This window comes from Caballeronia sp. GAFFF2 (genome assembly GCF_023631485.1).
In the GTDB taxonomy this organism is placed as follows: domain Bacteria; phylum Pseudomonadota; class Gammaproteobacteria; order Burkholderiales; family Burkholderiaceae; genus Caballeronia.
The window spans coordinates 263,167-287,828 of the sequence record NZ_JALQDA010000034.1 but is presented as its reverse complement, the minus strand read 5'-3'; the positions used below and the strand labels follow the sequence as shown (position 1 = coordinate 287,828).

Here is a 24,662-nt window from a genome sequence, read left to right as displayed (position 1 = left end):
ATCAAGGCTTGAAATCAGCCAGTATCACGCCGTTGCGAATATTTTCAAGCGCACGGGCTATGTAGTCGACGGTCGGCTCAGGCGGATGGTCCAGCGGCGCCCAAACAAACGCAGAACACTTGTGCGGCTCCATGTTCGCAAGGACGCCTTCCCAAGAACGACATGTCAAAAAGAAGCTTATTCGGTTCTGTTCCGAATCGCGTCGCATCACCAACGTGAAGTCGAATGAACCTGGCGCGATGCTCACGCCGGCTTCTTCCTTCGACTCGCGGATCGCGCATTCCTCGATGGATTCCCCAGGTTCGAGATGACCGGCGACCAGCGAATACTGACCGTCTCTATGGCCAGTACTTGCGCGCTGGATGAAGAGATATTCGTTATTGTCGTTCTTGAACAGGACATGTACGTCGACAACGCTTTGCATTCGGCTCATCTTTGTGCACCGTGGAAGAAGCTGATGTTCGGTTCGCGATCCTACGTCGCGAAGCGGCGAGCGCAAGTTTAAACCGCGAGGCGGCTTATTAATATTGGCGGCGATGAATCAGGCTGATTGCGTCGAGCCTCGACGGCGACTTCGGTTGAATCCTGATCCGGCGTGCACTATGTTGGAACTCATCCTCTCAGTATTTCCCGAAGCGAGCGCACAAAGCAGCCCTGCCAATGAAGCGCGAATTAAAAAGTTGGGAATCCAAATCAGCGTGCTAAACCGTCGCGCCGGCTCTGTGACTCGACACGATCGAATCCGCGTCGGCGTTAAGCTCCTTGCGAGTGACGACAGCATGAAATCACGGTCGACGCTTTGTTCATCACGCCCTTTGTCGCCAATCGTTGGCATGTTGTTCGATAGCGGCACCTCGTGGGGTCCGGTCATGGCCGCAGGCTTTGGTGAGCCGTATCTGCGGTGGCAGTGAATTCGGGCTTTGATGAGCGTGGCGGAGTTCTCGCATCCTCACCGATTCGTGATCGGGTCGCAGGAAGGCGGCGCGCCAACGATTCAGGCGCACCCGGCCGGGAGAGAACTCCGGCATCGCGTTTGCATGACGAGATATCACGTTTGCAGCGATGTTCACCGGTTTCCCGAGGATTGCGCTCCCTGCATGTCGAGCCTCGAACGGCCCTTTAATGCGGGTCATCCATTCAGCATGCATAGCGCATGCGATTCCACTTTGCCTTTTGCCATCACGATGCTTCGCGATGTTATCGAGAGGCCGCTAAGAAGTATCGCTTAGTCAACTTTGTTACCCAGCTTTCGAGCATCGGGATGACAGGGGACATCGCGCTTTGCTTCTAGAGTAACGCTCTAGCCGTTGCGGACGGTTGAGAGCCTGAGATTACCGGCTTTCGCAAATGGCCCGGCCGAATTTCTGCCCCTAAGAAGTGCGATAAGGGTCGCTGTCTTTAGCGATCCTCTAAGCAGCTTGCGCTAGCAAAACTCGTCGGCCTGTCGCGTCGATTCCATCACACATGGCAACGTCTCGCGACTCGACGCTAGCGCCTACGCCCTGTGCGCTCTCTACCGTTCTAACGGGCTACGCGTCGATCCAACGATTGCGGAATGTCGCACAACGCCTTTAAGACCAACTGTGTCCAATTTTTGTACCCCTGAAACCGCCGCCATCCTTTCGAAATGGAAACGTCATATCAATCGGTATATGTTTCACTGTCAGGAAAACTTAACGCATTTTTTTCTTAATTTCACATTTACAGTCATCTCATAAGACGATAACCTTGCTTCCGTTCTCACCAATTCGGCACATCTTGCTTTAAGCAAGAACTCGTACAGCCGAAAGCGGTAATAGTTGCTACATCTAACGCGGTTTCTTGTGTCTTACGTTCGGTAGCTTCGATCGGCAGTTCCTGCAGTATCGAAGCAATCGTTTGCTTACGTGCTGAGTACAAAGCAAGCCGCGGAAAGCCGTGACTCGTCGCGAAGTCGACGTGGTGCAACGGCAAACCTCGCAACTAGCGAACTGTGTGCTAGCTGTCGGCGGAAGTGCCGGCAACCTTTTAAACATGTGCGGGCGCTAGCCCGGCAATTAGGTATGCAAACTAACATGAATGAAAATCAGTCATCCCATTTCCTGAAAGTTCTGTCGAAAACTAAAGCCGCAGCGCTTGCCACTGCTCTGGTCGCTTCCACGTTGCTAGCAGCTTGCGGTGGCGGCGGCGAAAGCGCAGTCGATGCCGCAGTCGACAAGTCTGCCGCCACGCCGCAATCGACCGAAAAGGCCGCAACCACCAGTTCCATTTTCTACGGCGCAAACGGCCACATCACGAACGGCGGCGCGTATGACACCACGTCGTACGCAACGCAGCTTTCGCAACTCCAAAATCTCGGTGTGAAGATTTACCGTAACGACGTGTACAGCCAGGCATCGGCGAAAGTTCTCGCCACGGTCGCAAAGCAGTTTGCGGCAGGCGGCGTACAGGTTTATCCGGTGATGCTGCTGGGCCTGAACTACAACAGCGAGCAGGCCGCCTATAACGCGGGCTACACGATGGGCCAGCAGACGGCGCAGACGTACAACTACACGTACTACGAAGTCGGCAATGAGCTCGAAGCAAACACGCTCTCTGGCAACTACGACGGCAACGTCTGGAACCATTACAGCAATCAGCCGTTCACGGTCGCACGCGGGTTGATTCGCGGCATGATCGCGGGCGTGAAGTCGGTTAATAGCTCGGCGAAGATCATCGTCGACGGCACGTGGAAGCACACCGCGTTCTTTCAGATGCTTGCGGACGGCTCGCAGCCGGACGGCACGCATGGTCACCCGACTGTCAGCTGGGACATCACGGCATGGCACTGGTACTCGGACCAGGGCGACATGACCCACGCTTGCGGCAACACAGGTTGCCATGACATCCTCGGCGTGCTGAACTCGTTTGGCAAGCCGGTCTGGATCAACGAGTACGGTGTGCGTCCGACCTACGGTACGTACTCGGCAATCGCGTCGTACTTCACCGGCAGCTTGATGATGCAGCAGTTTTACAACAACGCGGCAAAGTACAACATCCAGTCGATTCAGGCTTTCGAAATGTACGACGACAGCGAAGGCGCATACGGCCTCATGACGAGCGATGGCAAGACGCAAAAGCCTGCCTTCACCGCAGTCAAGAGTTTCATTGCAAGTCACCCGAAGTAAAGCGAGTCAGAAAGGGCCTTCGGGCTCTTTCTTTTCTTGTTTCGGTAAGCGTTGAGGCCCGTTCCCATTCAACCGATGGTCAACGTTCACCAGGGCGCACGTTACGTCACGATGCTCGCTAGCCGCATCAATTCCGACTGACGCGAGCAGGACGTTTTCTTGAGCGTTGCGGCAAGGTGCTTACGTACGGTCGCAATCGACAAGTCAAGAATCGCTGCGCATTCATTGACGCTGTGACCGCAGATCAACTCGCACAGCATCCGCGCTTCAGCCTGCGATAAGCCCAACACACTTTGTAGTGTCGCTACCTCCGGCCGGCGAAAAATATGACGGCGCTCAATGCGCAATACCGCTCGCGGCCGTGAGGAAAGTACAAGGTCGTCCGCGCGCGTGATTACGATATGCCACGCATGTCCCCAAGCTCCAGTCACGACGATCGTGCTGCACTGACCGCGAGCCAGCGTCTTCGCCACGCTCGACTTGAGTCCTTCGTAGGCCTTCGGGTTCAGATGCATGAGCTGTCCATCGCGGATAGCAAGACCACCCTGGTCGCCAAGTAGGGCCAACGCGTTCGACATCTTGCACATGACGTTCAGATCGGCATCGACGGCGACGACCGTGGTCTCTTCGTTGAACAGATAATCGACCAGCGCTGCGGCATCGCTGCTTTCGAGCGCGACGGCCTTGACCGTCCGAGCGTCCGACATCGCTTCCTGCGCGTTGATCGAAACCGCGACGTTCATCTCCGATGCCACGATACATTCCAGCATTTCATCCCCTTCGGTGTTTTTTTAGGCCGGCTTTGGAGCCATCACGTTGGCACTTTTGCATCGACCAGGCAGAGGCAATTTGTATGCCAAATCCTGCGAAGCCTTGTTGGACAAGAGGTCTCCAAAAGCCGCTCACTGCTAGTTGAAATCCGCACGAATTTGAACCAGGCGGACCAAAATTGTTTCAGTCACGAACGTCCAGTTTTCGGTCGCTAACGTTTGCGCAGCGGCTTTTAAGGGCGATCGCCTCAACCGAACGAGCGTCTCAAACGCCCGCCGCACGTGCGTTCTCGTAACACCGTAACGTGTTCCCCGCGACACGAGTCGCGGAAGTTTCATGGCAGCGAAAGGTGTTCATTTGACCCATCGACATCCGCCATCGCCATCCGCCAGAATGCGTTCCATACCACTGCATCGCTTCGGCAAACGAAGTCTGCAGGAATGACGACGAGAGGCTTGTATGCGACACGATGGCGATGCAAACAGGATCTCGACGAAGGGCGCGTGGCGCATGCCGCAGTTCTGGGTCGCGTCGATGACGTTCGTGACCACGGCCGCGCTACTCGGCAACATGGTCGATAACGCGGCATATGCTCAAGGCGCGCAGGACGCCGATTCGCCGTCGAGCGCTCATGGCTCCGCTTCGGGTAATGAAGCACGTGCGCTCGTCACGCTGCCGAACCCGCCGACGCCGAGTCCGCTTACGAGGGTCCGGCCGCAAGCGGCGTCGCCTGCACTCACCGACAGTGCGACGGTCAGCCGCCAGTCGACGATCACGGGCAGCAACACATTGCCCGCCAAGCCGGATGCCAGATCTCCACTCGTGGATACGCTTGGCGGGATCGTTACCAACGACGCGGTGACGCTGGTAGGCGAAGACTTCTATAACTTTTTTGCTCAGGCATGGACGCAGATGCCGATGAGCGAACGCTATAACGTGTCGGTCCATGAGCGTCCCTCTGCAAGATACGGCAGTCTGGTCTGGATCGAATACGATCAGCGTCGTGTGTTTCAGGCGTTCTTGCCTATTGCCCGGGCGAACGTGCGGCCTATTGCCGAAAGCGCGGCGGCGAGCGCGTTGCAGACAGTGCTGCAGGCGGATATATCGCGCCTGCTGTTTCATGAAGCCGATCTCGCATCGGATGAAATGTAAGTCGCGGCATACGGTAGCAGAAAGACAAAGACAGCATTCAAACGATAAAAGAGAGTTCGAGGAAATCGGGATGACTAACCAAAAGACCTTCACGCGGATACTGCTTACCGCCATTGCCAACGCGGGACTGATCGGCGGAGCGTATGCCTCGCCGCTGGTGTACGAGCCCATCAATCCGACCTTCGGCGGGAATCCCGCGAATGGTCCTGTTCTCATGGATCAGGCGACCGCACAGAACAAGCATCAGGACCCGAGTCTGGCGAGCCTGACCAGTTCGCAGTCCACGCTCGATCAATTCAACAGTCAGTTGCAGCAGGCCATTCTGTCACGCGTGGCGAGTTCGGTCACGAGTTCGATCGTGGGCACGGATGGATCGCTCAAGCCAGGCACCATCAACACGGGCAACTTCTCGATCAACATCGCGCAGATAGCGAACGGCAATCTGCAAGTGACGACGACCGACAAGACCTCGGGTGCTTCAACGACTTTCGTGGTGAGCGGCGGCCAGTAACGCAGCCTACGCCAATTGCTGGAGCGAGGGCTGCGACCAGCCGTCATCCAGATCGATACCAACAAGAAACAGCAAGACACGGGGAATATCATGAACCGATTCGCACTCCGGGCAACGCTCGCGCTCGTCAGCGCCGCCGTGCTCACGCTCTCAGGCTGCGCGGTATCGCCGCAGAATGTGGCGGGCAACGCGACGCTCACGCCGCCCACGCGCGTGACCCGCGACCTCGTGCATCTGCCGCCGCCCAAGGGCCGCGTGCTCGCTGCCGTCTATGGCTTTCGTGATCTGACCGGTCAGTACAAGCCGTCGCCCGACAGTTCGTTTTCATCGCAGGTTACGCAAGGGGGAGCGTCGTTCCTCGTTGCCGCCATGCGCGATTCCGGCTGGTTCACGCCGGTCGAGCGCGAGAATCTTCAGGACCTGCTGACCGAACGCAAGATCATGCGCGCGCTCGAAACACCGGACGACAAGAACCGCGTCATTCCGCAGATCGGCGCGTTGGCGCCGGCCAGCATCATCCTCGAAGGCGGGATCGTGGCGTACGACTCGAATGTGAAGACCGGCGGCGCCGGCGTGGCGTATCTCGGGATCAGCGGCTCGCAGCAATATCGCGTGGATCAGGTGACCGTGAATCTACGCACCGTCGATATACGCAACGGGCAAATCCTGAATAGCGTCTCGACCACCAAAACCATCTATTCGTATCAAGTGGATGTCGGCGTCTACAAGTTCGTTGGCTTCAAGGATCTGCTCCAGGCTGAAGCAGGCTTGACGCGCAATGAGCCGGCGCAGTTATGCGTCAAGGAGGCGATCGAATCCGCAGTGGTTCATCTGATCGTGCAGGGACTGAAGAACCAGACGTGGGCGCTCAAGGACGACAAGGACTGGTACGACCAGACGGTTCAGCGTTATCTGCAGGAAAACCAGAACTACGTCGCGGAGATGGACAAGGTCAATACCTCGTATGACCCGACGAAGGTCGAACCGGAAAAGGCATCGTCGGGCGGTTGATTCCGGCGCACGCGATTAGTAGCTCGCATCAGGAGCCGTAAATGAAGAACCAAAGAATCAAGAAGTCGCTCGCTCATAAAATATACGGAATGCTTATGATTGTTGCGTCTACCGCGAGTGCCGCTGACCTGTCCTTCATCTCGGACTTCGGTGCAGGGGAGCCGGCTTTCACGGTGAGCCGCCAAAGTGCGACGGTGAATCAGACGGGTTCAGCGAACACGGTGCAGGCCCGGCAAACCGGCGTCAACGCGATCACCATCAATCAGATTGGCGTGGCGAACGTGGCGGCGTCGCAGCAAACCGGGACGCAGAACTGGCAGTCGCTCGTGCAGTCAGGTAACGGCAATCAGTATGTCGGCGTGCAATCGGGGTCATACAACACGGCCAGCGTGACGCAACGAGGCAATAGCGACTACGCGTCGGTTACGCAATACGGGTCTCGCAACGACGCATCGGTGGCGCAACGCGGCAACGGTAATCAGGCAACCATCATTCAAGGAGGCGCCGGCAGCGGCATTCAGGTCCAGCAAACGGGTAACGGAGCAAAAGCGTTGGTGATCGCCCGATAAGCATACAACGACGAGCAACGAATCAAGGAGCAGCCATTCGATGAAACGACGAGTGAAGTAGCGGCAGCAGCAGGGGAAAGGCGGCAAGTGCACACCATGAAAAATGCCAAGCAGGCCGGACCGCTGAAATGAAAGCAAAAGCACAAACACGAAACCATCGTTCACTGGTTCATATAAGGGGTTGACCAATCATGAAGATCAAAGCATCCGTCGTTGCAATGGGGTTTCTGGCACTGGCCTCGTCGAGCGTGTTCGCCGAAGCCATCAACAACACCGTCACCGTGACCACGACCGGTACATACAACAATGCATTGGTTGACCAGAAGGACACGAACGGCGATAACGTCGCAATATCGCAGCAGGGCGGCCTTATCGCGGCCGGCAACCGCGCGAGTGTCACCGAATCGAGCTCACGCGACAACACAGTTGTGATCAACCAGTCGAGTATGCTGAACAACGCATCGGTCAATACGAGCGGCGGTGCGGGCAATGCGACGAACATCGATCAGAGCGGTGTGCTTACCGCGGCCAAGGCGTCGGTCGTGCAGACGGGCGAAGTGCAGAACAAGGTCAACATCACGCAGACCGGCTTCGTGAGTGGTTCGAGCGCCAACGTGAACTCGAACAATGGCACCGGCAACACGACTTCGATCTATCAGACCGGCGTGAATTCGGCGAGCGTTGCGCAGAATGTCGGTTCGGATAACACGACAATCATCAGCCAGACCGGCGCGCTTGGCGTGGCATCGGTGGGCCAGGCCTCGTCGTCGGGTAACAACACGAATGTTCAGCAAGATGGCGCCAGCGGCAACGCGACGGTCTCTCAGACGCTCGGCTACGACAACACCACGAACATCGCGCAGCATGGCTCGCTGGAGACGGCAACGGTCTCGCAACTCGGCGCGCTCGGCAACACGACGCAGATTCTGCAAACCGGTCCGAGCAACACGGCAAACGTCGCACAGACTTTGTCGGCGGCCAACCTGACTTCCATCTTGCAGACCGGCTCGAATAACAACGCGGCCGTCTCGACGATGCTTGCGCTAGGCGGCAACGTCACGGTGTCGCAGATGGGCTCGAAGAGTCAGGCCTCGGTTTCGCAGGTGAGCGAAGCAGGTTCGAGCGCGACCGTGTCGCAAAGTGGCTCAGGCGTGAATAATGTCAGCACGTTGCAGCACAACGGCAGCGGCAACGAGATCACGTCGACCCAGGTTTCGACTGGCACGGCCGTCAACACGGCGGGCCTTTCGCAAGTCGGCGCATTCGGCTCGAAGCTCGATGTGCTCCAACATGGCAGCGGCAACAATGCGGTGGCGTATCAGGCCGGGATGGAAGAAACGCTGCTGGCATCGCAAGATGGCGTAAGCAACGAGTTGTACTCGTCGCAATCGGGCAGCGGCAACCGCATTGCATCGACGCAAGTTGGTGGAAGCAATTACGCATCGGTCACGCAAGCCGGTTCAGGCAACATCGCCACCGTGACGCAAACAGGCATCCACAACTCGACGACGATCGCTCAGCACTAAGGGGCGTAGTAAAGATCGTTGTGTGTGTTCGACTCGAACGGCCGAGCCCCCGGCCGTTTGATCGATGCTCTCCTTCACCCCGCGTGGTGCCGGTCGATATTCATAGCCACCACGCCGGGTGCTTTTCCATTCAGACGCGCTTTGCCTGAGAGGAGCCAATCATGATCGCGTTCTCCGATGTCGCCGTGTCCTTCGATGTCACTTCCGCCAACGGTTCAATCCGCGTCGTTCCGTACGTCGTCAGCGTGTACGACACCGGCCTCGACTACGACATGCACGTGCTCAAGTCGGGCGCGTCGGGCACGTCGAACGTGTCGCAGTCGGGCAGTTTGCACTTGCGCGGCGGCGAGAGCCGAGCGGTCTCGACGCTTGCCGTGTCATCGGCGAAAGGGGAGGCTTGCAAGGTCAGCATCACGTTGATGCAGGCCGGGCGTGTGATCCGTACGGTCAGCACGGATTGCGGAACTGGCAGCGCTTACCAGGCGACTCGTTGAAAGCCCGAGCGGCCGTTTGAACCATCAACTTTGCCACTGAGTCTTCAATCGTTCGATGAACCATTTGCCTGCCGGTCCAGGCGGCTGCGAAGGCTGCTGAAAGATGGACATCGTCAAAAGCCAGCCGCTGGGCGGCATCTCGTCCGTATCGAGAACAACCAGCGTCCCTGCGGCGATGTCTTTTTCGACCATATGCAAGGGCATGCCTCCCCAGCCCACGCAGTCCTTTAGAAACGCATATTTGGTCGACAAGTCCGCCAAGCGCCAGGTCGAAGCGGAGGCCACGCCGAAGTCGCGACCTGCCGTGAGATCGGATCTGTCGGTCAGCACTAGTTGAACGTGGCGGCCCAGTTCACGCCGTGTTATCCGGCGACCGATGGCTGCAAGCGGATGCTGCGCCGAAGCCACCGCGACCACGGGCACGTCGCCGAGCCGCTCGCTCGTCAGCGATGAAAATGCCTGTGGCAGCGGCGGTAGTATGCCGAGACTGCATCGGCCGTCGAGAACGGGTAGATAAGCCGCTCCCAGTCCTTCGACGAAGAGACGTAGCGGCGTCAGTGGAAACTGCTCGGCGAAGGCCTTTGCGACTGCACTGATCACATCAGTCGGGAAGAAAACGTCGACCACTACCGAGAGTTCGGCTTCCACGCCCGATGTCATGAGCCCCGCACGCGCCTTCAACGCATCCACCCCAGCGACGATATTGCGAGCGTCCGCGAGCAACAGCGCGCCCTCCGGCGTGAGCTTCGGGAATCGTCCAGAGCGCTCGAAAAGAATGACGCCCGTTTGATCTTCCAATCCTCCGACCCAGCCACTTACCGCCGACTGAACGCGATTGAGTTTTCGCGCTGCCGCCGAGAAACTGCCCTCATCCACGGCGGCGATAAAGGTTCTGAGTTGGTCCAGCGATATTCCATCGAGCATAGCGGCTATCCATCTCCGAGCATGATGGATTGTATCTCGATATGCCGTCTTCCCAGATCGTTCACGCGCTGCCACGATCCACACAAGCAACGACGTACTCGTGACCAACCAAAAAAGGAATTCTCATGACTTATTCGATCATCGGGAGCGGCAGCGTAGGCGCCGCGATTGCCCGTCAATTCGCTCGCAGCGGCATCACGGCAGGCATCGCGAACACGCGCGGGCCGGAATCCATCGCACCTATCGCGCAAGAGCTCGGCGACAAGATCGTACCTATGACGTTGCAGGACGCGCTCAAGGCCGACGTGATCATTCTCGCGGTTCCGTTCTGGGCGCATCGCGATGTCGCCAAGGCTATGGCTAGCTGGCAAGGCAAAGTCGTCATCGACGCCACCAATGCCTATGGCGTGCCGCTAAACGAACTGGACGATCTGCCTTCCTCGGCGGTCGTGGCGAAGGCGCTGCCGGGCGCGCATTTGGTCAAGGCGTTCAACCATCTGCCCGCGCGCGTGCTCGCGCAGGAACCCGCGACTTCAGCGGGACGCCGAGTGCTCTTTTTATCGAGCGATGATGAGGGCGCCAATGCAACCGTCGCGGCGCTCGTCGAACGGCTCGGTTATGCGCCGGTCAGTCTCGGCAAGCTCGCCGAAGGCGGACAACTCGTGCAGGCCCGTGACAAGCATTGGGCGGCGTTGATCTTTCAGGACCTGTTCAAGAAGGAGCAATGAGCCCTGTACGATCATGTCATCGGACCCAAGCCGTATGACCGGGGAAGGTCGGCTATCCGTGCCCTCAATGACATATAAAGGCGCCGCTTGAAGTCGTGTGAAAGTTGCTCGTCGATGCAAAGCAGGGGGCGAGCGACTACTGCGTGCCTCTATAAGAACGCATTCAGCGCACCCGCCGCGACGAATACAGCGATAGTCCGCTTGACATGCGAGCGGATCTCGTTGCGAAGATCATCGAGGTTTTCATCCATCAATGCTCTCATGAGCATGGGCGGAACGATTGCATCGAGCATCTGAGTAGCGATGATCAACGCATTGCGCTTGATGGCAGCGCGCGTACTGGCGTCGCGCGCAATTTGCGAATGTTCCGCCATCAAGCTCGCGACCGCATCGATGCCGCGCAGGCGCCCCGCCTCGCGTGTCATTTTCGCCAGCGACGGAAATCGCGGCGCGTCCGCTACCACCACTCTGATCAACCCGATCACCTCGTCGTCGAGCAAGCGTGTGACGAGCGCGCGCGTCACCCCTTCGAGTTGCTCGACGAGAGCAGAGGATTGCGGCGCCTCGAACACGGGACGCAAGCACCGCTCACAATTTCGTTTGACCACTTCGGCGAAGAGCGCTTCCTTGCTCGGATACCGACTGTACAACGTTGCCTTGCCTGCGCCCGCCGCCTCGGCGATGCGCTCCAGCGACGCTCCAGCGAAACCCTGCTGCAGAAAGACGGTACTCGCCGCGTCCAGAATGCGCTCTTCCACATCGCCTGCCATCGCGTTGGACGGACGGCCTTTCTTGCGCGAGAACATGGCTCCTATGGGGCATAGGGAGGCATGTCCGTTGCCATCTTTCATCGTGCGTTTCACGGCTGATCCTTGCATAAATCTCCAGCGCAAGATTAACACAGACGCCGCTTATTAAAAAAAGAACGAGACCGTTCCGTTCTATTGTAGAATGCATCTCAATATTGGTTGGGAGACTGCAATGGCCGGAAGTGAAAGCGAAGATAGCAAGCCCTCCGGCGATGCCGGAGAAGGCGACCGCGAGCAAGCCGACAAGAAGCCGGGCGAGGAAACGTCCAAGCCGATGAGCCCGAAGCGCAAGCGCATGAATGCCATCATCGGCGGAACGGTATTACTGATTTGTGTGGCTGGAGGCGTTGCGTACTGGCTCCATAGCCGGCACTACGAGAGTACCGACGACGCGTTCATCGACAGCAATCAAAGCCAGATTGCATCGCAGGTGAACGGTCGCGTGATCGAATTGCTGGTGGCGGATAACCAGCACGTCGAAAAGAATCAGCCGCTCTTGCGCATAGATCCACGCGACTTCGAAGTGAAGCTCGAACAAGCCGAGGCACAGGAAGCCAATGCCGTTGCGCAAGTTGCGCAGGCGCATGCCGACCTGCTGTATCAGCAAGCCAATCTCGCGCAGCAGACCGCGCAGGTGCGCGTCGCGCAGGCCGATCTACTGCAGGCGCAACAGGATCTCGCGCGCTATACGGGCACGGACCCGGCCGCCATCACGCGTCAGCAACTCGAACAAAGTCAGGCGACCACCAAGAGCGCGCTCGCGAGGCTCGATAGCGCGAAGCAGGCCGTTCAGGCGGGCGAAGCGCAGGTCGCGTCGCAACGAACCAAGATCGACGCCGCTCAGGCATCGGTGCGTCAGACGCATGCGGATGTCGATAACGCGAAGCTGCAATTGAGCTACACGGAAGTCGTCGCACCGCAGGCAGGGAAGGTGACGCGCCGCACCGTGAACCTTGGCAACTACGTGACGCCCGGACAGGCGCTCGTTGCAGTGGTGCCCGACGAGATGTGGGTCACCGCGAACTTCAAGGAAACGCAGCTCGTTCACATGAACGTGGGACAACCCGTGGATGTCACCGTGGATGCTTATCCGGACAAGGTTCTCCACGCGCATGTCGAGAGTCTGCAACGCGGTACGGGCTCGGTGTTCAGCAGCCTGCCTGCGGAAAACGCCACGGGCAATTACGTGAAAGTGGTGCAGCGTCTGCCCGTGAAGATCGTCTTCGATGGCGACGACTGGCGCAACATGCCGCTCGCGCCGGGTCTCTCCGTCAGTCCGCGCGTGACGGTACGTTGACATGGCCGCTACGCACGCAGCATTGCCGAGGTCGGCGGCGGGGCCCTTCAATCCGTGGCTCATCGCGGTCATCGTGTCGATTGCCACCTTCATGGAAGTGCTCGACACGACCATTGCGAACGTGGCGCTCAGGCATATCGCGGGCGGACTCGGTGCGAGCCTCGACCAGAGCACGTACATCACGACGAGCTACCTGGTGAGCAACGCAATCGTCTTGCCTATCAGCGGATGGCTTGCGAACGTGATCGGGCGCAAGCGCTTCTACATGATCTGCGTGTTCCTGTTCACGGTCAGTTCGGTGGCGTGCGGCTTCGCCACCTCGCTGCCGATGATGATCGTCTTTCGCGTGCTGCAAGGACTGGGCGGCGGGGGTCTCGCGCCGGTCGAGCAGAGCATTTTCGCGGACACGTTCACACCGGACAAGCGCGCGATGGCGTTCGCGCTGTATGGTTTTACGGTCGTCACGGCGCCCGCCATCGGACCGATGCTTGGCGGCTGGATCACCGAGAACTATTCGTGGCACTGGGTGTTCCTCATTAACCTGCCGGTGGGGATGGTGTCGCTCGTCCTGACGTGGATGTTCGTAAGCGACAGCAAGCTCGTTCAGCAAGAGCGTCGCGCGCTGCTCGACCGAGGCTTGCGCATCGACTATCTCGGCTTCTTTCTGGTGGCGGTCGGCTTCGGCTGCCTGCAGATCGTGCTGGATAAATTCGAGCGCGAGGACGGGTTCTCGTCGAACTTCATCTGCTCGTTCGCGGCGGTTGCATGCGTCGCATTGGTGGCGCTGGTCTTTCGTGAACTGACGACCGCGCAACCAATCGTGAACTTGCGGCTTTTCAAGTCGCGCGCATTCGCCATCAGTTGCGGCGTCATGTTCGCGTTCGGGTTCATCATCAACAGCACGACGCAGATTCTGCCGCAATTTACGCAGGAATTACTTGGCTACGATGCCACCAACGCCGGCCTCACACTTGGCTTGGGTGGTCTCGTCACGTTGTTCTTCATGCCCGTGGCGGGCATCGTGACCGGGCGCGTGTTCCAGCCCAAATGGCTCGTGATGATGTCGCTTGCGGGCACGGGCGTCGCGTTACTGCATTCGGCGGGTCTCAATCTGAACATCGGCTTCTGGGATGTCTCGTTGTCGCGGCTTTATCAGGTCATCTGGCTGCCGTTTCTCTTTATTCCGCTTTCGACCGTGCAGTTCATCGGCATTCCGCCGGAAGAGAACAACAACGCATCCGCGCTCATCAACATGATGCGCAATCTCGGCGGCAGCTTCGGCGTGTCGCTCGTGACGACGCAACTGGCGTGGCGCGATCAGTTTCATCATGCACGGCTCGCCGAGCACATCACGCCGTATAACGGCTTCGTGAATGCGCTCGGCTCCATCGCCGGACGGGTCGAGCAACAGGCGTCCGTCATGAGTTATCTCGACGTGTTCATCATGCTCGGCGTCATATCACTCGTGCTGTGTCCCGTCTGTATCTTGTTGCCGAAGCTGCCGAAGCTGCCGAAGGGGGCACAAGTCAATGCGCATTGATTATCGATGGATTCCGTTTGTCGCGTTCCTGTCGGCCTGCACGGTCGGCCCGAATTTTCAGCGTCCTGCATTGCAGACACCGGCGCCGTGGCCCGAAACGCAGTCCACGAGCGAGGCTAACCGGTCGGTCGCGGTGCCCGAACCTGTCGATCCGCAATGGTGGAACAGCTTCGGCGATCCCGTGCTGACCGAGCTCGTCACGCGCGCGATGGACAGCAATCTCGACATCAAGGTCGCGGCGGCGCGGCTCCTGGAGTCGCGTGCACAGCTTGGCCAGACGAAGGCCGACGCGCTTCCGACGCTCAACGGCAACGCTTCCTACACGCGCGAGCTGCAGAGCGCCGATGGCGTCATCGGCTTGCTGGGCAGCGGCGGGTCATCGGCCACGGATACGAACGGACTCGGCGGACGGCAAGGCGGTGTTCCGACGTCGAGCGCGGCGCAAAACGCACTGCCGCCGTTCAATTTGTATCAGTATGGTTTCGATGCATCGTGGGAACTCGACCTCTGGGGCCGCGTGCGACGCACGACGGAAAGCGCGAGCGCCACGGTCGAAGCGCAGAACGAGGCGCGGCACGATGCGATCGTCTCGACCGCCGCCGAAGTCGCGCGCGATTATCTGAATCTGCGTGGGACGCAGGAAAAGCTGCGTATTACGCGAGAGAATCTGGCGTTTGCAGAGCGTACCGTGCAACTCACGGAGGAGCGCGCGAAGCATGGACTCGCTACCGATCTCGATGTCGCCAATGCGCAGAGCCAGGCCGAATCGAATGCCGCGGATATTCCGCAGGAAGAGCAGCAGGAAGCGAAGCTGATCAATGCCATCGGCGTGCTGCTTGGCGAGTATCCGCAAGCGCTTGCGGCGAAGCTGTCGCCGCCATCCGCCGTGCCGATGGCGCCGCCGCGCGTGCCGGTCGGGCTTTCATCGGAACTGGCGCATCGGCGGCCGGATATCCGCGAGGCGGAGGCGCAGCTTCATGCGGCAACGGCGAGCATCGGCGCGGCGAAGGCGGACTTCTTCCCCAAGATCACGCTGTCGGGAAGCGTCGCCATTCAGGCCACGCAATTCACGAATCTCGGTAGTTGGGGCGCGCGCAGCTACAGTGCGGGGCCGAGTCTTTCGCTTCCCATCTTCGAGGGTGGCCGCTTGCGTGCGACGCTCGCGTTGCGGGAAGCCCAGCAACAGGAAGCGGCGATCACGTACCGCAAGACCGTGCTGTCGGCATTCCAGGAAGTGGATGACGCGCTGACGGGATTCGCCGCCGAACAGCGCCGCCGCGATCGCCTGGAGGCAAGCGTGCAAGCGTCCAAACGCGCGCTCGACATTGCAAACAAGCGCTACATTCGTGGCCTGTCGAACTACCTCGACGTGTTGACGGCACAAAAGGCGTTGCTCACCGCCGAGCAGCAATGGGTCGACAGCACCGCGACGGTATCGACGAATCTCGTCGCGTTGTACAAGGCGCTCGGCGGCGGCTGGGATACGCAAGACGGCGCGTATGCGGCGCTTCCCGCCAAGCAGGAATAAGGCGCACAAGCGCGCGTTCGCGATGCCTCGATGACGGCTTGCGCGAGAACGAGGCTACACTCAGGGTTTTCCAAGCCGGAACGCGCTGTGCCCAAAGTGTCCACGATTCGCGAAGTGGCGGAACATGCCAAGGTCTCGAAGGCGACCGTATCGCGCTACCTGAACGGCAGCCTCGCGTTGCCGCCGGACACAGCCGAACGCATCGACGCCGCCATCGCGGCGTTGAAGTACCGGCAAAACAGCCTTGCTCGGCGCCTGAGCCTCGGCAGCAGCGAGACTATCGGCTTGGCCATGCCGGACGTGGCGAATCCTTTCTTCGCGGAGATCGCCGACGAAGTCGAGCTGGCCGCTTCCGAGCATGGCTACGGTCTGTCCTTGTGCATCACGCGCAACCAGTTCGCTCGCGAATCGCTGTATGTCGGCTGGCTCGACATCCAGCATCTCGACGGCCTGATCCTCGTCTCCAACCGTCCCGACGACGGCACGCTGCGCACGCTCATCGGCACGCGCGGCAATATCGTCGTGATCGATGAAGACGTGCCGGGCGCGGACGTGCCCAAAGTGCTCGTCGATAACGTGCAGGGCGGCTATCTCGCCACGCAGCATCTGATCGAGGCGGGGCATCGGCGCATTGCTCATATCAGCGGCCCGCTCGGTCTTTTTACCGTGCAGGAGCGTTGCGAAGGGTATCGGCGGGCGTTGGCGCAGGCGAATATCGAATTCGATGAAACGCTCGTTTGTTTCGGCTCGTACGAGCGCGAGTTCGGCGCGACGGCGCTCGGCCGTCTGCTTGCGCTGCCGTCGCCGCCCACGGCGATTTTCGCGGCGAGCGATTACCTCGCGGTCGGCCTGCTCGAAGCGCTGCGCGATCGACGTATCGACGTGCCGCGCGATATGTCGATCGTCGGCTTTGACGACATGGAGTTTGCGAGCCTGCTGATGCCGCCCATCACGACGCTTCGGCAGTCCGCGCGCGATCTCGGCCGCACGGGCGTCGAGTTGCTGCTTGCGCGTCTTTCGGGCGGCGGACCGTCCGCCGTGCGGCGGCTGCCCGTGAGTCTGATCCAACGCGCGTCCGTCGCGCCGCCACGTTCGCGCTGAACTCAGCGTCAACGCCACTCCACGCAAATTCTAATTTTGACCGGTTGACACGAACGAGGCGACGGCCGTAGCCTAAGTAAACCGGTTTACAAAGCGGCGCGTTTTCATCCGCGCCCTCTGAAGTTTCAACCATGCCAGGACCAGCCGACGAGTCGCTCGTTCTGCGCCTTTGCGATGGAGGAGCTGTGATGAACGCCATGCTTTCACGCCGGATCATGTCCGCGGTCGCCGTGATGTCCGCCGGATCGCTGATTACACTATCGGGCGGCGCGCACGCCGCCGACAAGAAGAAAATCGCGCTGGTCCAGATCAATCAGGAAGCGCTCTTCTTCACCCAGATGGATGACGGCGCGCAAAAGGCCGCGAAGGCCGCGGGTGCGGACCTCGCCATCTTCAATTCGAACAATGACCCGAACGCGCAGAACAACGCCATCGAGACATACATCCAGCAGAAGGTGGATGCGCTTCTCGTGGTCGCCATCGACGTGAACGGGATCAAGCCGGCGATTGCCGAAGCAAAGAAGGCCGGCATTCCGGTCGTCACCATCGACGCTATCGTGAACGGCGATAACGACGTGCAAGTCGGTGTCGACAATCTCAAGGTCGGCAAGGACATCGGCACCTACACGGCCGATTACGTCAAGAAGTCGCTTGGCGGCAAGGCAAGCGTGGGCGTGGTCGGCGCGCTGAATTCGTACATTCAGAACGTGCGTCTGGACGGCTTCAAGGCCGGTCTCGCGGGCGCGCCCAATGCGAAGATCGTGTCCACGGTCGATGGCCAGAACGTGCAGGATCAGGCGCAGACGGCCGCCGAAAATCTCATCTCCGGCAACCCGAACATGCAGGTCGTTTATGCAACCGGCGAACCGGCCTTGATCGGTCTCGTGGCCGCCGTGTCGGCGCAAAGCGCGACGGATCGCGTCAAGATTTTCGGCTGGGACTTGAGCGCGCAGGCCATCAAGGGCATCGATCAGGGCTTTGTCGTGGCCGTGGTGCAGCAGGACCCGGAAGGCGAAGGCAAGGCGGCCGTCAACGCCGCGCTCAAGCTGATCGCGAAGCAACCGGTCGAGAAGAACATCTCCGTTCCGGTGACCATCGTCACCAAGGCGAACGTGGCGAAGTATCGCAGCGTGTTCAAGTAGGCCGCGTCCAAACCGGGAGAGCCTCATGTCGAGTGTGGACACAGGCGCGCCGCTGCGTGTGCGGATGCGCGGCATCACCAAGCAATACGGCGCGATACAGTCGCTGCGCGGCGTGAATCTCGATGTCGCGCCGGGCGAAGTGCTGGGCCTCGTCGGCGACAACGGCGCGGGCAAATCGACGCTGTCGAAAGTGCTGTCGGGTGCGGTCGTGCCCGACAGCGGATCGATCGAGATCGACGGCAAGACGGTCCATTTCGACAATCCGGGCGATGCCCGCACGCATCGCATCGAGATGGTCTATCAGGACCTGTCCTTGTGCGATACGGTCGATGTCGCGGGCAATCTGTTTCTCGGCCGCGAGCCCATGCGCCGCGTGCTCGGCATGCCGATGCTCGATCACGCGAAGATGCATCGCGATGCACGTTCCATGCTGGACGGGCTCGGCATCCGCATTCCGGACACGAAACTCGACGTGGAAAATCTGTCGGGCGGACAGCGTCAGGCCATCGCCATTTCGCGCGCGGTTTCGTTCGATCCGAAAGTGCTCATCATGGACGAGCCGACTGCCGCGCTCGCCGTCGCGGAGGTCGAAGCGGTGCTCGATGTCGTGCGAACCGTAAGCGCGCGCGGCGTCAGCGTGATTCTCATCAGTCATCGGCTGCAGGACCTGTTTCTGGTCTGCGACCGCATCACGGTGATGTACGAAGGCACCGCTATCGCGGACCGGCCTATCGGCGAGACGAATCTGCAGGAGATCGTCGATCTGATCGTCGGGCACAAATTCAACGCGCGCTCCGCGCGTCCACACGCCGAACATTGATCATGGGTACCACCGTGTCCTCCGAATCTTCCGCACGGCGCGCGCTTTCGCTGTCGCACCGGCTGGGCCATCGTGCAGGCGTCGCGAGCATCGCGGCCTTCTTCGCGATCTGCGTCGTGGCGTTCAGCATCGCCACCGACACTTTTCTCACCACCGGCAATCTCCTTAACGTGCTGCGTCAGAGTGCGCCGTTGCTGATCGTCGCCACGACGATGACGCTTGTCATCACCACCGCGGGCATCGACCTTTCGGTGGGCTCGACGCTCGCGTTCGTCGGCGCGCTCGCGGCCATCGCGTTGCACGCGGGCATGCCGGATACGCTCGTTCTGATCGGCGGCCTCCTGCTCGGCGGGGTCATCGGGCTCGCGAACGGCTACTTCATCGCGATCGCGGGCATGCCCGCGTTCATCGTCACGCTTGGCACGTTGTCGATCGTGCGCGGTGCGGCGCTTCTCATCACGCAAGGCTATTCCGTGCCCGTGGATGGCAACGGCTGGTTCGTCGCGCTCGGCCGCGAGTGGTTCCTGGGACTTCCGCTGCCCGCCGTGATCGCGGTGGCCGTGATGCTCGCCGGATGGGTCGTGCTGCGTCATACGCGCTTCGGGCGCTACATCATCGGGATCGGCACGAACGCGGAAGGCGTGCGGCGCGCGGGCGTCGATACACGCGGCGTCATCATCAAGGTGTATGTGCTGAGCGGCATCGCGGCGGGGCTCGCAGGGCTCATTACGACCGCGCGGCTCGGGAGCGGTTCGTCGAATCAGGGCGTCGGCTTCGAGCTCGCGGTGATCGCGGCGGTCGTGCTCGGCAGCACCAATCTGTTCGGCGGCCGCGGCACCATTCTGGGCACGCTCCTCGGCGCGCTGACCATTGCCGTGCTCGGCAACGGGCTGATTCTGGTTCACGTGTCGCCGTTCTATACGCAGATCATCCAGGGGGCCATCATGCTGTTCGCGATCTGGCTGAACACGCGCATCTTTTCCGCCCGGCGTGGAAAGAAGGGCTGAACATGATGTCGACGAAACCCGTATTCGGTCATCCGGCGACGCTGCCCATAGGTGTCGGCAGCGGCCACGTGATGACGGTGCTCGGTCCGCTACCGGTCGAGCAAATGGGCATCACGCTGATGCACGAGCATATTCTGGTCGATGCCTCCGGCAAATGGGTCGCGCCGGCTTGTTGCGGCGAACGGCATATCGGCGAGCAGAAGGTGCATGTCGGCATTTTGGGCGCGCTGCGCATGAATCCGCTCATGAACCGCGACAACTGCCAGCTATTCGATGTCGATGCCGCCACCGAGGAACTGATGAAGTTCCGCGAATTGGGTGGCCAGACGGTGGTCGATCCGACCAACCTCGGCATTGGCCGCGATCCGCTCGCGCTGCAGCGCATTTCGCGGCGCACGGGGCTCAACATCGTCATGTCGACGGGCTTTTATCTGGAGCCTTCGCATCCGGCGTACGTGCGCGAGCGTTCCATCGACGAACTCGCCGAGCAGATGATCTTTGACGTGGGCGGCGCCGAGCGCAAGCCAGATGTGATCGCGGGGCTCATCGGCGAAATCGGCGTGTCGGCGGCGTTCACGGCGGAAGAAGAGAAGTCGCTGCGCGCGGCGGCTCGCGCGAGCGCCGCCACGCGCGTGCCGCTTTCGGTGCATCTGCCGGGATGGGTGCGGCATGGACATCGCGTGCTCGATATCGTCGAGCGCGAGGGCGCCGATCTCGCGCATACGGTGCTTTGTCACATGAACCCGAGCCACGCGGATATCGAGTATCAGCATTCCATCGCGCGGCGCGGTGCGTGGCTCGAATACGACATGATCGGCATGGACTACTACTACGCCGACGAAGCCGCGCAATCGCCGTCCGATGAAGAGAACGCGCGCGCTATCCGCGCGCTCATCGATGCGGGGTTCATCGGCAATCTGCTGCTCTCGCAGGACGTGTTCCTCAAGATGATGCTCACGCGTTACGGCGGCTTCGGCTACGGCTATATCCTCGAACACTTCGTGCCGAGACTCAGACGCCACGGCGTGAGCGACGCGCAGATCGAAACCATGCTCGTGACCAATCCCGCTCGCGTGTTCTCGGCGGCGGCATCTGGCGTGACGAGCCGTCGTGTTCAAGGAGATTGAGAATGACGAAGAAAGTCCTGCTCGCCGGAGAGTCGTGGACCAGCACGGCAACCCATGTGAAGGGTTTCGATCTGTTCGCGTCGGTGACGTATCACACCGGCTCCGAGCAGTTTCTCGCGCTCTTCAAGGACAGCGCCGGGTACGCGGTCACGCACATGCCGAGTCACGACGCGCAGACGCGATTTCCCACGACGCTCGAAGGGCTCAAGGAGTATGACGCGATCATTCTTTCCGACATCGGCGCGAATACGCTCTTGCTGCATCCGGATACGTGGGTGCACAGCAAGCGCACGCCGAACCGCCTGAAGTTGTTGCGCGAGTATGTGGAGGCAGGCGGCGGTCTCATGATGATCGGTGGCTATCTGAGCTTTCAAGGCATCAACGGCAGTGCGCGCTTTCGCAATACGCCCGTCGAGGACGTGCTGCCCGTGAAGTGCCTCGCGTGGGACGACCGCGTGGAAGTGCCCGAGGGGTTCACGCCGAGTATCGTCGCGCGGCATCCGGTGATAGAGGGCCTCGGCATGCAATGGCCGCATCTGCTCGGCTACAACGAAGTCGAGTTGAAGCCAGGTGCGACGCTCATCGCAACCGTGCCGGACACGGGCCATCCGTTGCTCGTGGCGGGGCAGTATGGCGAGGGCCGCACGCTTGCTTGGACAAGCGACATGTCCGTGCACTGGCTGCCGCCCGAGTTCTCCGCGTGGGACGGTTATGGACGGCTTTGGCGGCAGTGTCTCGACTGGCTGACCGAGGCGCGCGCGGCATGATGTATTTCGGTATCGCCGACCTCGATCTCGATCTCGACCTCGCGCGCGCGGCATGCGCGGCTTGCCGCGATGCTTGCCCGCGTGAGGCGCTCGGCTCGTATCTAGCAATGTTCGGCTACCGGATGGCACCATCATGAGCAGCGCGCGCGTCTGCGTGATCGGCAACGCGGCGATGGACATGACGCTGCGCGTGGCTTCGTTGCCGAAGCCCGGCGAGACGTCGATTGCGCTTGGCAGCACGCTGGACTTCGGCGGCAAGGGCGCGAATCAGGCGGTGATCGCTGCACGCGCGGGCGCGCAGGTGACGTTGCTTGCGGCTGTCGGACGCGACGCCGACGGCGCGCGCATCGTCGCCATGCTCGGTGAGGAAGGCATCGATACGCGGCACGTTGACCATCTCGATTGCACGACGGACCTTTCCATTGTCACCGTCGATGCTGCCGGTGAAAACACCATCGTCACGCGCAACGAAGCCGCCAGCGGCTACGCACCGGATGCCGCGTTGCTGGATGCCGTGAGCGCGCCGGGCGACTGGATCGTGCTGCAAGGCAATCTGGCGCGCACGGTGACGGCGACGTGGTTGCGCGCGGCGCGTCGCGGCGGGCGGCATACGCTTCTGAATCCGGGACCGGTGCAATTCGAGGTCAACGCGCTGCTGCCCGATGTCGATGTGCTCGTCGTCAACAGCGTCGAGGCCGAAATGCTGTCGGGCGACGCCGATGCACGCCGCGCGGCGCTCGCACTGCACGCGGCAGGCGCGACCGACGTGCTGCTCACGCTCGGCGCGGGCGGCGTCGTCTGGTGCGGCGCGCACGGCGGCATCGAGCAGATGCCCGCATCTGAAGTCATTGCCGTGGACACGGTCGGCGCAGGCGATGCACTCTGCGGCATGCTCGCGGCTGGGCTCGCGCACGGCCATCGTCTGCGCAACATCCTGCCTCGCGCAATGGCCGTTGCCGCCTATGTGGTCGGCCGGCACGGCACGCAGGCGAGTTTTCCGGATCGTGCGCGCATGCTCGAACTCGCGCGCTTCATCTGACCGATACTTCGACAGGATTCTCATGGACACCGGACACGAGGTTGGACGCGGACGCACCGACAGCATCGCGCATATTTTCGGCCGCCCGCGCGGCGTGGTCATAGGCGTGATTCACTGCCCGGCGTTTCCCGGCGCGCCGCGCTACGACGGAGGCACGAGCGAGGCGCTATACGAAACCGCTCTTGCCGATGCCCGCGCGTATGCAGCAGGCGGCGTCGATGGTCTCATCGTCGAAAATCATGGCGACGTGCCGTTCGCAAAACCGGATGACATCGGACCGGAAACATCGGCGTTCATGGCCGTGAGCGCGGACCGGATTGCGCGCGAGACGGGCCTGCCTATCGGCATCAACGTGCTTGCCAACGCTTCGGTGCCGGCGCTTGCCATCGCGGCCGCGAGCAATGCCGCGTTCGTGCGCGTCAATCAGTGGGCGAATGCTTATGTGGCCAACGAAGGCATCATCGAAGGCGAGGCGGCGCGGGCCTTGCGATATCGTGCGCGGTTGCGCGCGGAAGGCATCCGCGTGTTTGCGGACGCGCACGTGAAGCACGGCGCGCATGCAATCGTCGCGGATCGTGCGCTCGAGGAACTCGTGCGCGATGTCGAATTCTTCGATGCCGATGCGATCATCGCCACCGGCCAGCGCACGGGCGATGTCGCGAGCCTTGATTATCTTCGGCAGATTCGCGCCGCGACCAGGCTTCCGCTTTTGGTGGGCAGCGGCTGCACGGAAACCAACGTCGCGGAGATTTTGTCGGTCGTGGATGCGGTGATCGTCGCGAGTTCGCTGAAGGTGGGCGGCGTGTGGTGGAATCCCGTCGATGAAGACAAGGTGCGGCGGTTCGTACACGCGGCGCGAGGAGGTTAGGACGAGCGGTAGACTTCTCCTCGTGCAACCGTCTTCCGGGAGAATGAATTTGAACCAAGACAAAGAGGTCGAGCCGCTCTCGCGGCGCTTCGGGTTTCTGATCGAACTGGACAAGTTGAAGTCGGTTATGCGGCAGTCGCCGCTCATCGACCGCAGCCGCAGGGAGAATTCGGCGGAGCACTCGTGGCATCTGGCCATGTTCGCGCTGGTGCTTTCGGATTGCGCGAAGGATGTCGACAGTTTTCATGTCATCAAACTGCTGCTCGTGCATGACATCGTCGAGATCGATGCTGGCGATCATCCGCTGCACGCGCCAGGCGCGGATTCCGCGTCGATCGAGCAATCGGAGCAACGGGCCGCGGAGCGAATCTTCGGGTTATTGCCCGACGATCAAGGGCGCGAACTGCGCAAACTATGGATGGAATTCGAGGCGGCTGAGACACCGGAGGCGATCTTCGCCAAATCGCTCGATCGGCTGCAGCCGTTGCTGATCAATACCTTGACTGGCGGAGGCACGTGGACGGAGAACGGCGTGAACGAGCAACAGGTCGTGGAGCGGTACGGGCCTGTGATTGCACGCGGATCGCCGCAGTTGTGGGAAGCGGCGCGTGAGCTTGTCGGCGCGCACTTTTCCGGTGACGTCGCTCGCCGGAAAGACGACTGATGCCGTGGCGAATGGCGTTGAATGACGGCGAGATGCATCCGCAGTGTCGTAGTTGGCGATGATCGCCACCTTGGTTGAGGCGACGCGTTTTGTTCCGGTCGCTCATCGCCATGTTCAACGC

Annotated in this window: 25 protein-coding genes; 21 read left to right on the top strand and 4 right to left on the bottom strand. The window is 60.7% G+C overall.

Annotated features, from left to right (window positions below):
• Position 1: 1 nt before the first annotated feature.
• Positions 2 to 433 carry an NUDIX hydrolase gene (locus tag NCT04_RS25990; protein ID WP_250468334.1) on the bottom strand — a complete coding sequence of 144 codons (432 nt, stop codon included), beginning with the start codon at positions 431 to 433 and terminating at the stop codon, positions 2 to 4.
• Positions 434 to 2,054: 1,621 nt separating this feature from the next.
• On the opposite strand from NCT04_RS25990, the gene NCT04_RS25985 reads away from it, so the two are divergent.
• Positions 2,055 to 3,146, top strand: a complete 1,092-nt coding sequence (locus tag NCT04_RS25985) for a lipopolysaccharide biosynthesis protein (RefSeq protein WP_244832454.1) — start codon at positions 2,055 to 2,057, stop codon at positions 3,144 to 3,146.
• 101 nt (positions 3,147 to 3,247) lie between these two features.
• Here the strand turns inward: NCT04_RS25985 and NCT04_RS25980 are convergent, their stop codons facing one another.
• Complete coding sequence (locus NCT04_RS25980) at positions 3,248 to 3,916, bottom strand: helix-turn-helix transcriptional regulator (protein ID WP_250468333.1); 669 nt, start codon at positions 3,914 to 3,916, stop codon at positions 3,248 to 3,250.
• 460 nt (positions 3,917 to 4,376) lie between these two features.
• Between NCT04_RS25980 and NCT04_RS25975 the strand changes: the two genes are divergently transcribed.
• From NCT04_RS25975 to csgH, 6 genes are all read left to right on the top strand, one after another.
• Complete coding sequence (locus tag NCT04_RS25975; RefSeq protein ID WP_250468332.1) at positions 4,377 to 5,069, top strand: CsgE family curli-type amyloid fiber assembly protein; 693 nt, start codon at positions 4,377 to 4,379, stop codon at positions 5,067 to 5,069.
• Positions 5,070 to 5,139: 70 nt separating this feature from the next.
• Positions 5,140 to 5,580 carry a curli assembly protein CsgF gene (locus NCT04_RS25970; RefSeq protein WP_244832457.1) on the top strand — a complete coding sequence of 147 codons (441 nt, stop codon included), beginning with the start codon at positions 5,140 to 5,142 and terminating at the stop codon, positions 5,578 to 5,580.
• Positions 5,581 to 5,670: 90 nt separating this feature from the next.
• On the top strand, positions 5,671 to 6,591 hold the full coding sequence (locus NCT04_RS25965) for a CsgG/HfaB family protein (protein WP_250468331.1): 921 nt from the start codon (positions 5,671 to 5,673) through the stop codon (positions 6,589 to 6,591).
• 41 nt (positions 6,592 to 6,632) lie between these two features.
• Positions 6,633 to 7,160, top strand: coding sequence for a hypothetical protein (locus tag NCT04_RS25960; protein ID WP_250468330.1), 528 nt, complete (start codon positions 6,633 to 6,635; stop codon positions 7,158 to 7,160).
• A 191-nt stretch (positions 7,161 to 7,351) separates the two neighbouring features.
• Positions 7,352 to 8,686, top strand: coding sequence for a hypothetical protein (locus NCT04_RS25955; protein WP_250468329.1), 1,335 nt, complete (start codon positions 7,352 to 7,354; stop codon positions 8,684 to 8,686).
• 161 nt (positions 8,687 to 8,847) lie between these two features.
• Positions 8,848 to 9,180 carry a curli-like amyloid fiber formation chaperone CsgH gene (gene csgH / locus NCT04_RS25950; RefSeq protein ID WP_250468328.1) on the top strand — a complete coding sequence of 111 codons (333 nt, stop codon included), beginning with the start codon at positions 8,848 to 8,850 and terminating at the stop codon, positions 9,178 to 9,180.
• A gap of 24 nt (positions 9,181 to 9,204) precedes the next feature.
• On the opposite strand, the gene NCT04_RS25945 is transcribed toward csgH, so the two are convergent.
• Complete coding sequence (locus NCT04_RS25945; protein WP_350030045.1) at positions 9,205 to 10,179, bottom strand: LysR family transcriptional regulator; 975 nt, start codon at positions 10,177 to 10,179, stop codon at positions 9,205 to 9,207.
• A 50-nt stretch (positions 10,180 to 10,229) separates the two neighbouring features.
• Here NCT04_RS25945 and NCT04_RS25940 point away from each other — a divergent pair, with 50 nt between their 5' ends.
• Positions 10,230 to 10,832 (top strand): NADPH-dependent F420 reductase, encoded by a 603-nt coding sequence (locus NCT04_RS25940; protein WP_250468327.1) that lies wholly within the window; start codon positions 10,230 to 10,232, stop codon positions 10,830 to 10,832.
• 149 nt (positions 10,833 to 10,981) lie between these two features.
• On the opposite strand, the gene NCT04_RS25935 is transcribed toward NCT04_RS25940, so the two are convergent.
• Positions 10,982 to 11,638 (bottom strand): TetR/AcrR family transcriptional regulator, encoded by a 657-nt coding sequence (locus tag NCT04_RS25935; protein ID WP_250468326.1) that lies wholly within the window; start codon positions 11,636 to 11,638, stop codon positions 10,982 to 10,984.
• Between the two features lie 175 nt (positions 11,639 to 11,813).
• Between NCT04_RS25935 and NCT04_RS25930 the strand changes: the two genes are divergently transcribed.
• The 13 genes from NCT04_RS25930 to NCT04_RS25870 all read left to right on the top strand — a co-directional run bounded on the left by NCT04_RS25930 (position 11,814) and on the right by NCT04_RS25870 (position 24,541).
• Complete coding sequence (locus tag NCT04_RS25930) at positions 11,814 to 12,938, top strand: HlyD family secretion protein (protein ID WP_244832463.1); 1,125 nt, start codon at positions 11,814 to 11,816, stop codon at positions 12,936 to 12,938.
• Position 12,939: 1 nt separating this feature from the next.
• Complete coding sequence (locus NCT04_RS25925) at positions 12,940 to 14,478, top strand: DHA2 family efflux MFS transporter permease subunit (RefSeq protein ID WP_250468325.1); 1,539 nt, start codon at positions 12,940 to 12,942, stop codon at positions 14,476 to 14,478.
• On the top strand, positions 14,468 to 16,006 hold the full coding sequence (locus tag NCT04_RS25920) for an efflux transporter outer membrane subunit (protein ID WP_250468324.1): 1,539 nt from the start codon (positions 14,468 to 14,470) through the stop codon (positions 16,004 to 16,006). The genes NCT04_RS25925 and NCT04_RS25920 overlap by 11 nt, the downstream gene beginning before the upstream one ends.
• A gap of 87 nt (positions 16,007 to 16,093) precedes the next feature.
• Positions 16,094 to 17,107 carry a LacI family DNA-binding transcriptional regulator gene (locus tag NCT04_RS25915; protein ID WP_250468323.1) on the top strand — a complete coding sequence of 338 codons (1,014 nt, stop codon included), beginning with the start codon at positions 16,094 to 16,096 and terminating at the stop codon, positions 17,105 to 17,107.
• A gap of 188 nt (positions 17,108 to 17,295) precedes the next feature.
• Positions 17,296 to 18,249 carry a substrate-binding domain-containing protein gene (locus NCT04_RS25910; RefSeq protein ID WP_250468322.1) on the top strand — a complete coding sequence of 318 codons (954 nt, stop codon included), beginning with the start codon at positions 17,296 to 17,298 and terminating at the stop codon, positions 18,247 to 18,249.
• A 25-nt stretch (positions 18,250 to 18,274) separates the two neighbouring features.
• Positions 18,275 to 19,069, top strand: coding sequence for an ATP-binding cassette domain-containing protein (locus NCT04_RS25905; RefSeq protein ID WP_250468321.1), 795 nt, complete (start codon positions 18,275 to 18,277; stop codon positions 19,067 to 19,069).
• 2 nt (positions 19,070 to 19,071) lie between these two features.
• A complete protein-coding gene (locus tag NCT04_RS25900) occupies positions 19,072 to 20,076 on the top strand; it encodes an ABC transporter permease (protein ID WP_250468320.1) in 1,005 nt (334 codons plus the stop codon).
• 2 nt (positions 20,077 to 20,078) lie between these two features.
• Positions 20,079 to 21,203, top strand: coding sequence for a phosphotriesterase family protein (locus NCT04_RS25895; RefSeq protein WP_250468319.1), 1,125 nt, complete (start codon positions 20,079 to 20,081; stop codon positions 21,201 to 21,203).
• Positions 21,204 to 21,205: 2 nt separating this feature from the next.
• Complete coding sequence (locus NCT04_RS25890) at positions 21,206 to 21,970, top strand: glutamine amidotransferase (protein ID WP_244832416.1); 765 nt, start codon at positions 21,206 to 21,208, stop codon at positions 21,968 to 21,970.
• The gene (locus tag NCT04_RS25885; protein WP_250468318.1) at positions 21,967 to 22,107 is read left to right on the top strand and encodes a hypothetical protein; all 141 of its coding nucleotides are present in this window, start codon (positions 21,967 to 21,969) and stop codon (positions 22,105 to 22,107) included. The genes NCT04_RS25890 and NCT04_RS25885 overlap by 4 nt, the downstream gene beginning before the upstream one ends.
• A complete protein-coding gene (locus NCT04_RS25880) occupies positions 22,104 to 23,009 on the top strand; it encodes a ribokinase (RefSeq protein ID WP_250468317.1) in 906 nt (301 codons plus the stop codon). Before NCT04_RS25885 ends, NCT04_RS25880 begins: the two co-directional genes overlap by 4 nt.
• A 22-nt stretch (positions 23,010 to 23,031) precedes the next feature.
• The gene (locus NCT04_RS25875) at positions 23,032 to 23,877 is read left to right on the top strand and encodes a BtpA/SgcQ family protein (RefSeq protein ID WP_250468316.1); all 846 of its coding nucleotides are present in this window, start codon (positions 23,032 to 23,034) and stop codon (positions 23,875 to 23,877) included.
• Between the two features lie 49 nt (positions 23,878 to 23,926).
• Complete coding sequence (locus tag NCT04_RS25870; protein ID WP_284509435.1) at positions 23,927 to 24,541, top strand: HD domain-containing protein; 615 nt, start codon at positions 23,927 to 23,929, stop codon at positions 24,539 to 24,541.
• Positions 24,542 to 24,662 lie beyond the last annotated feature (121 nt).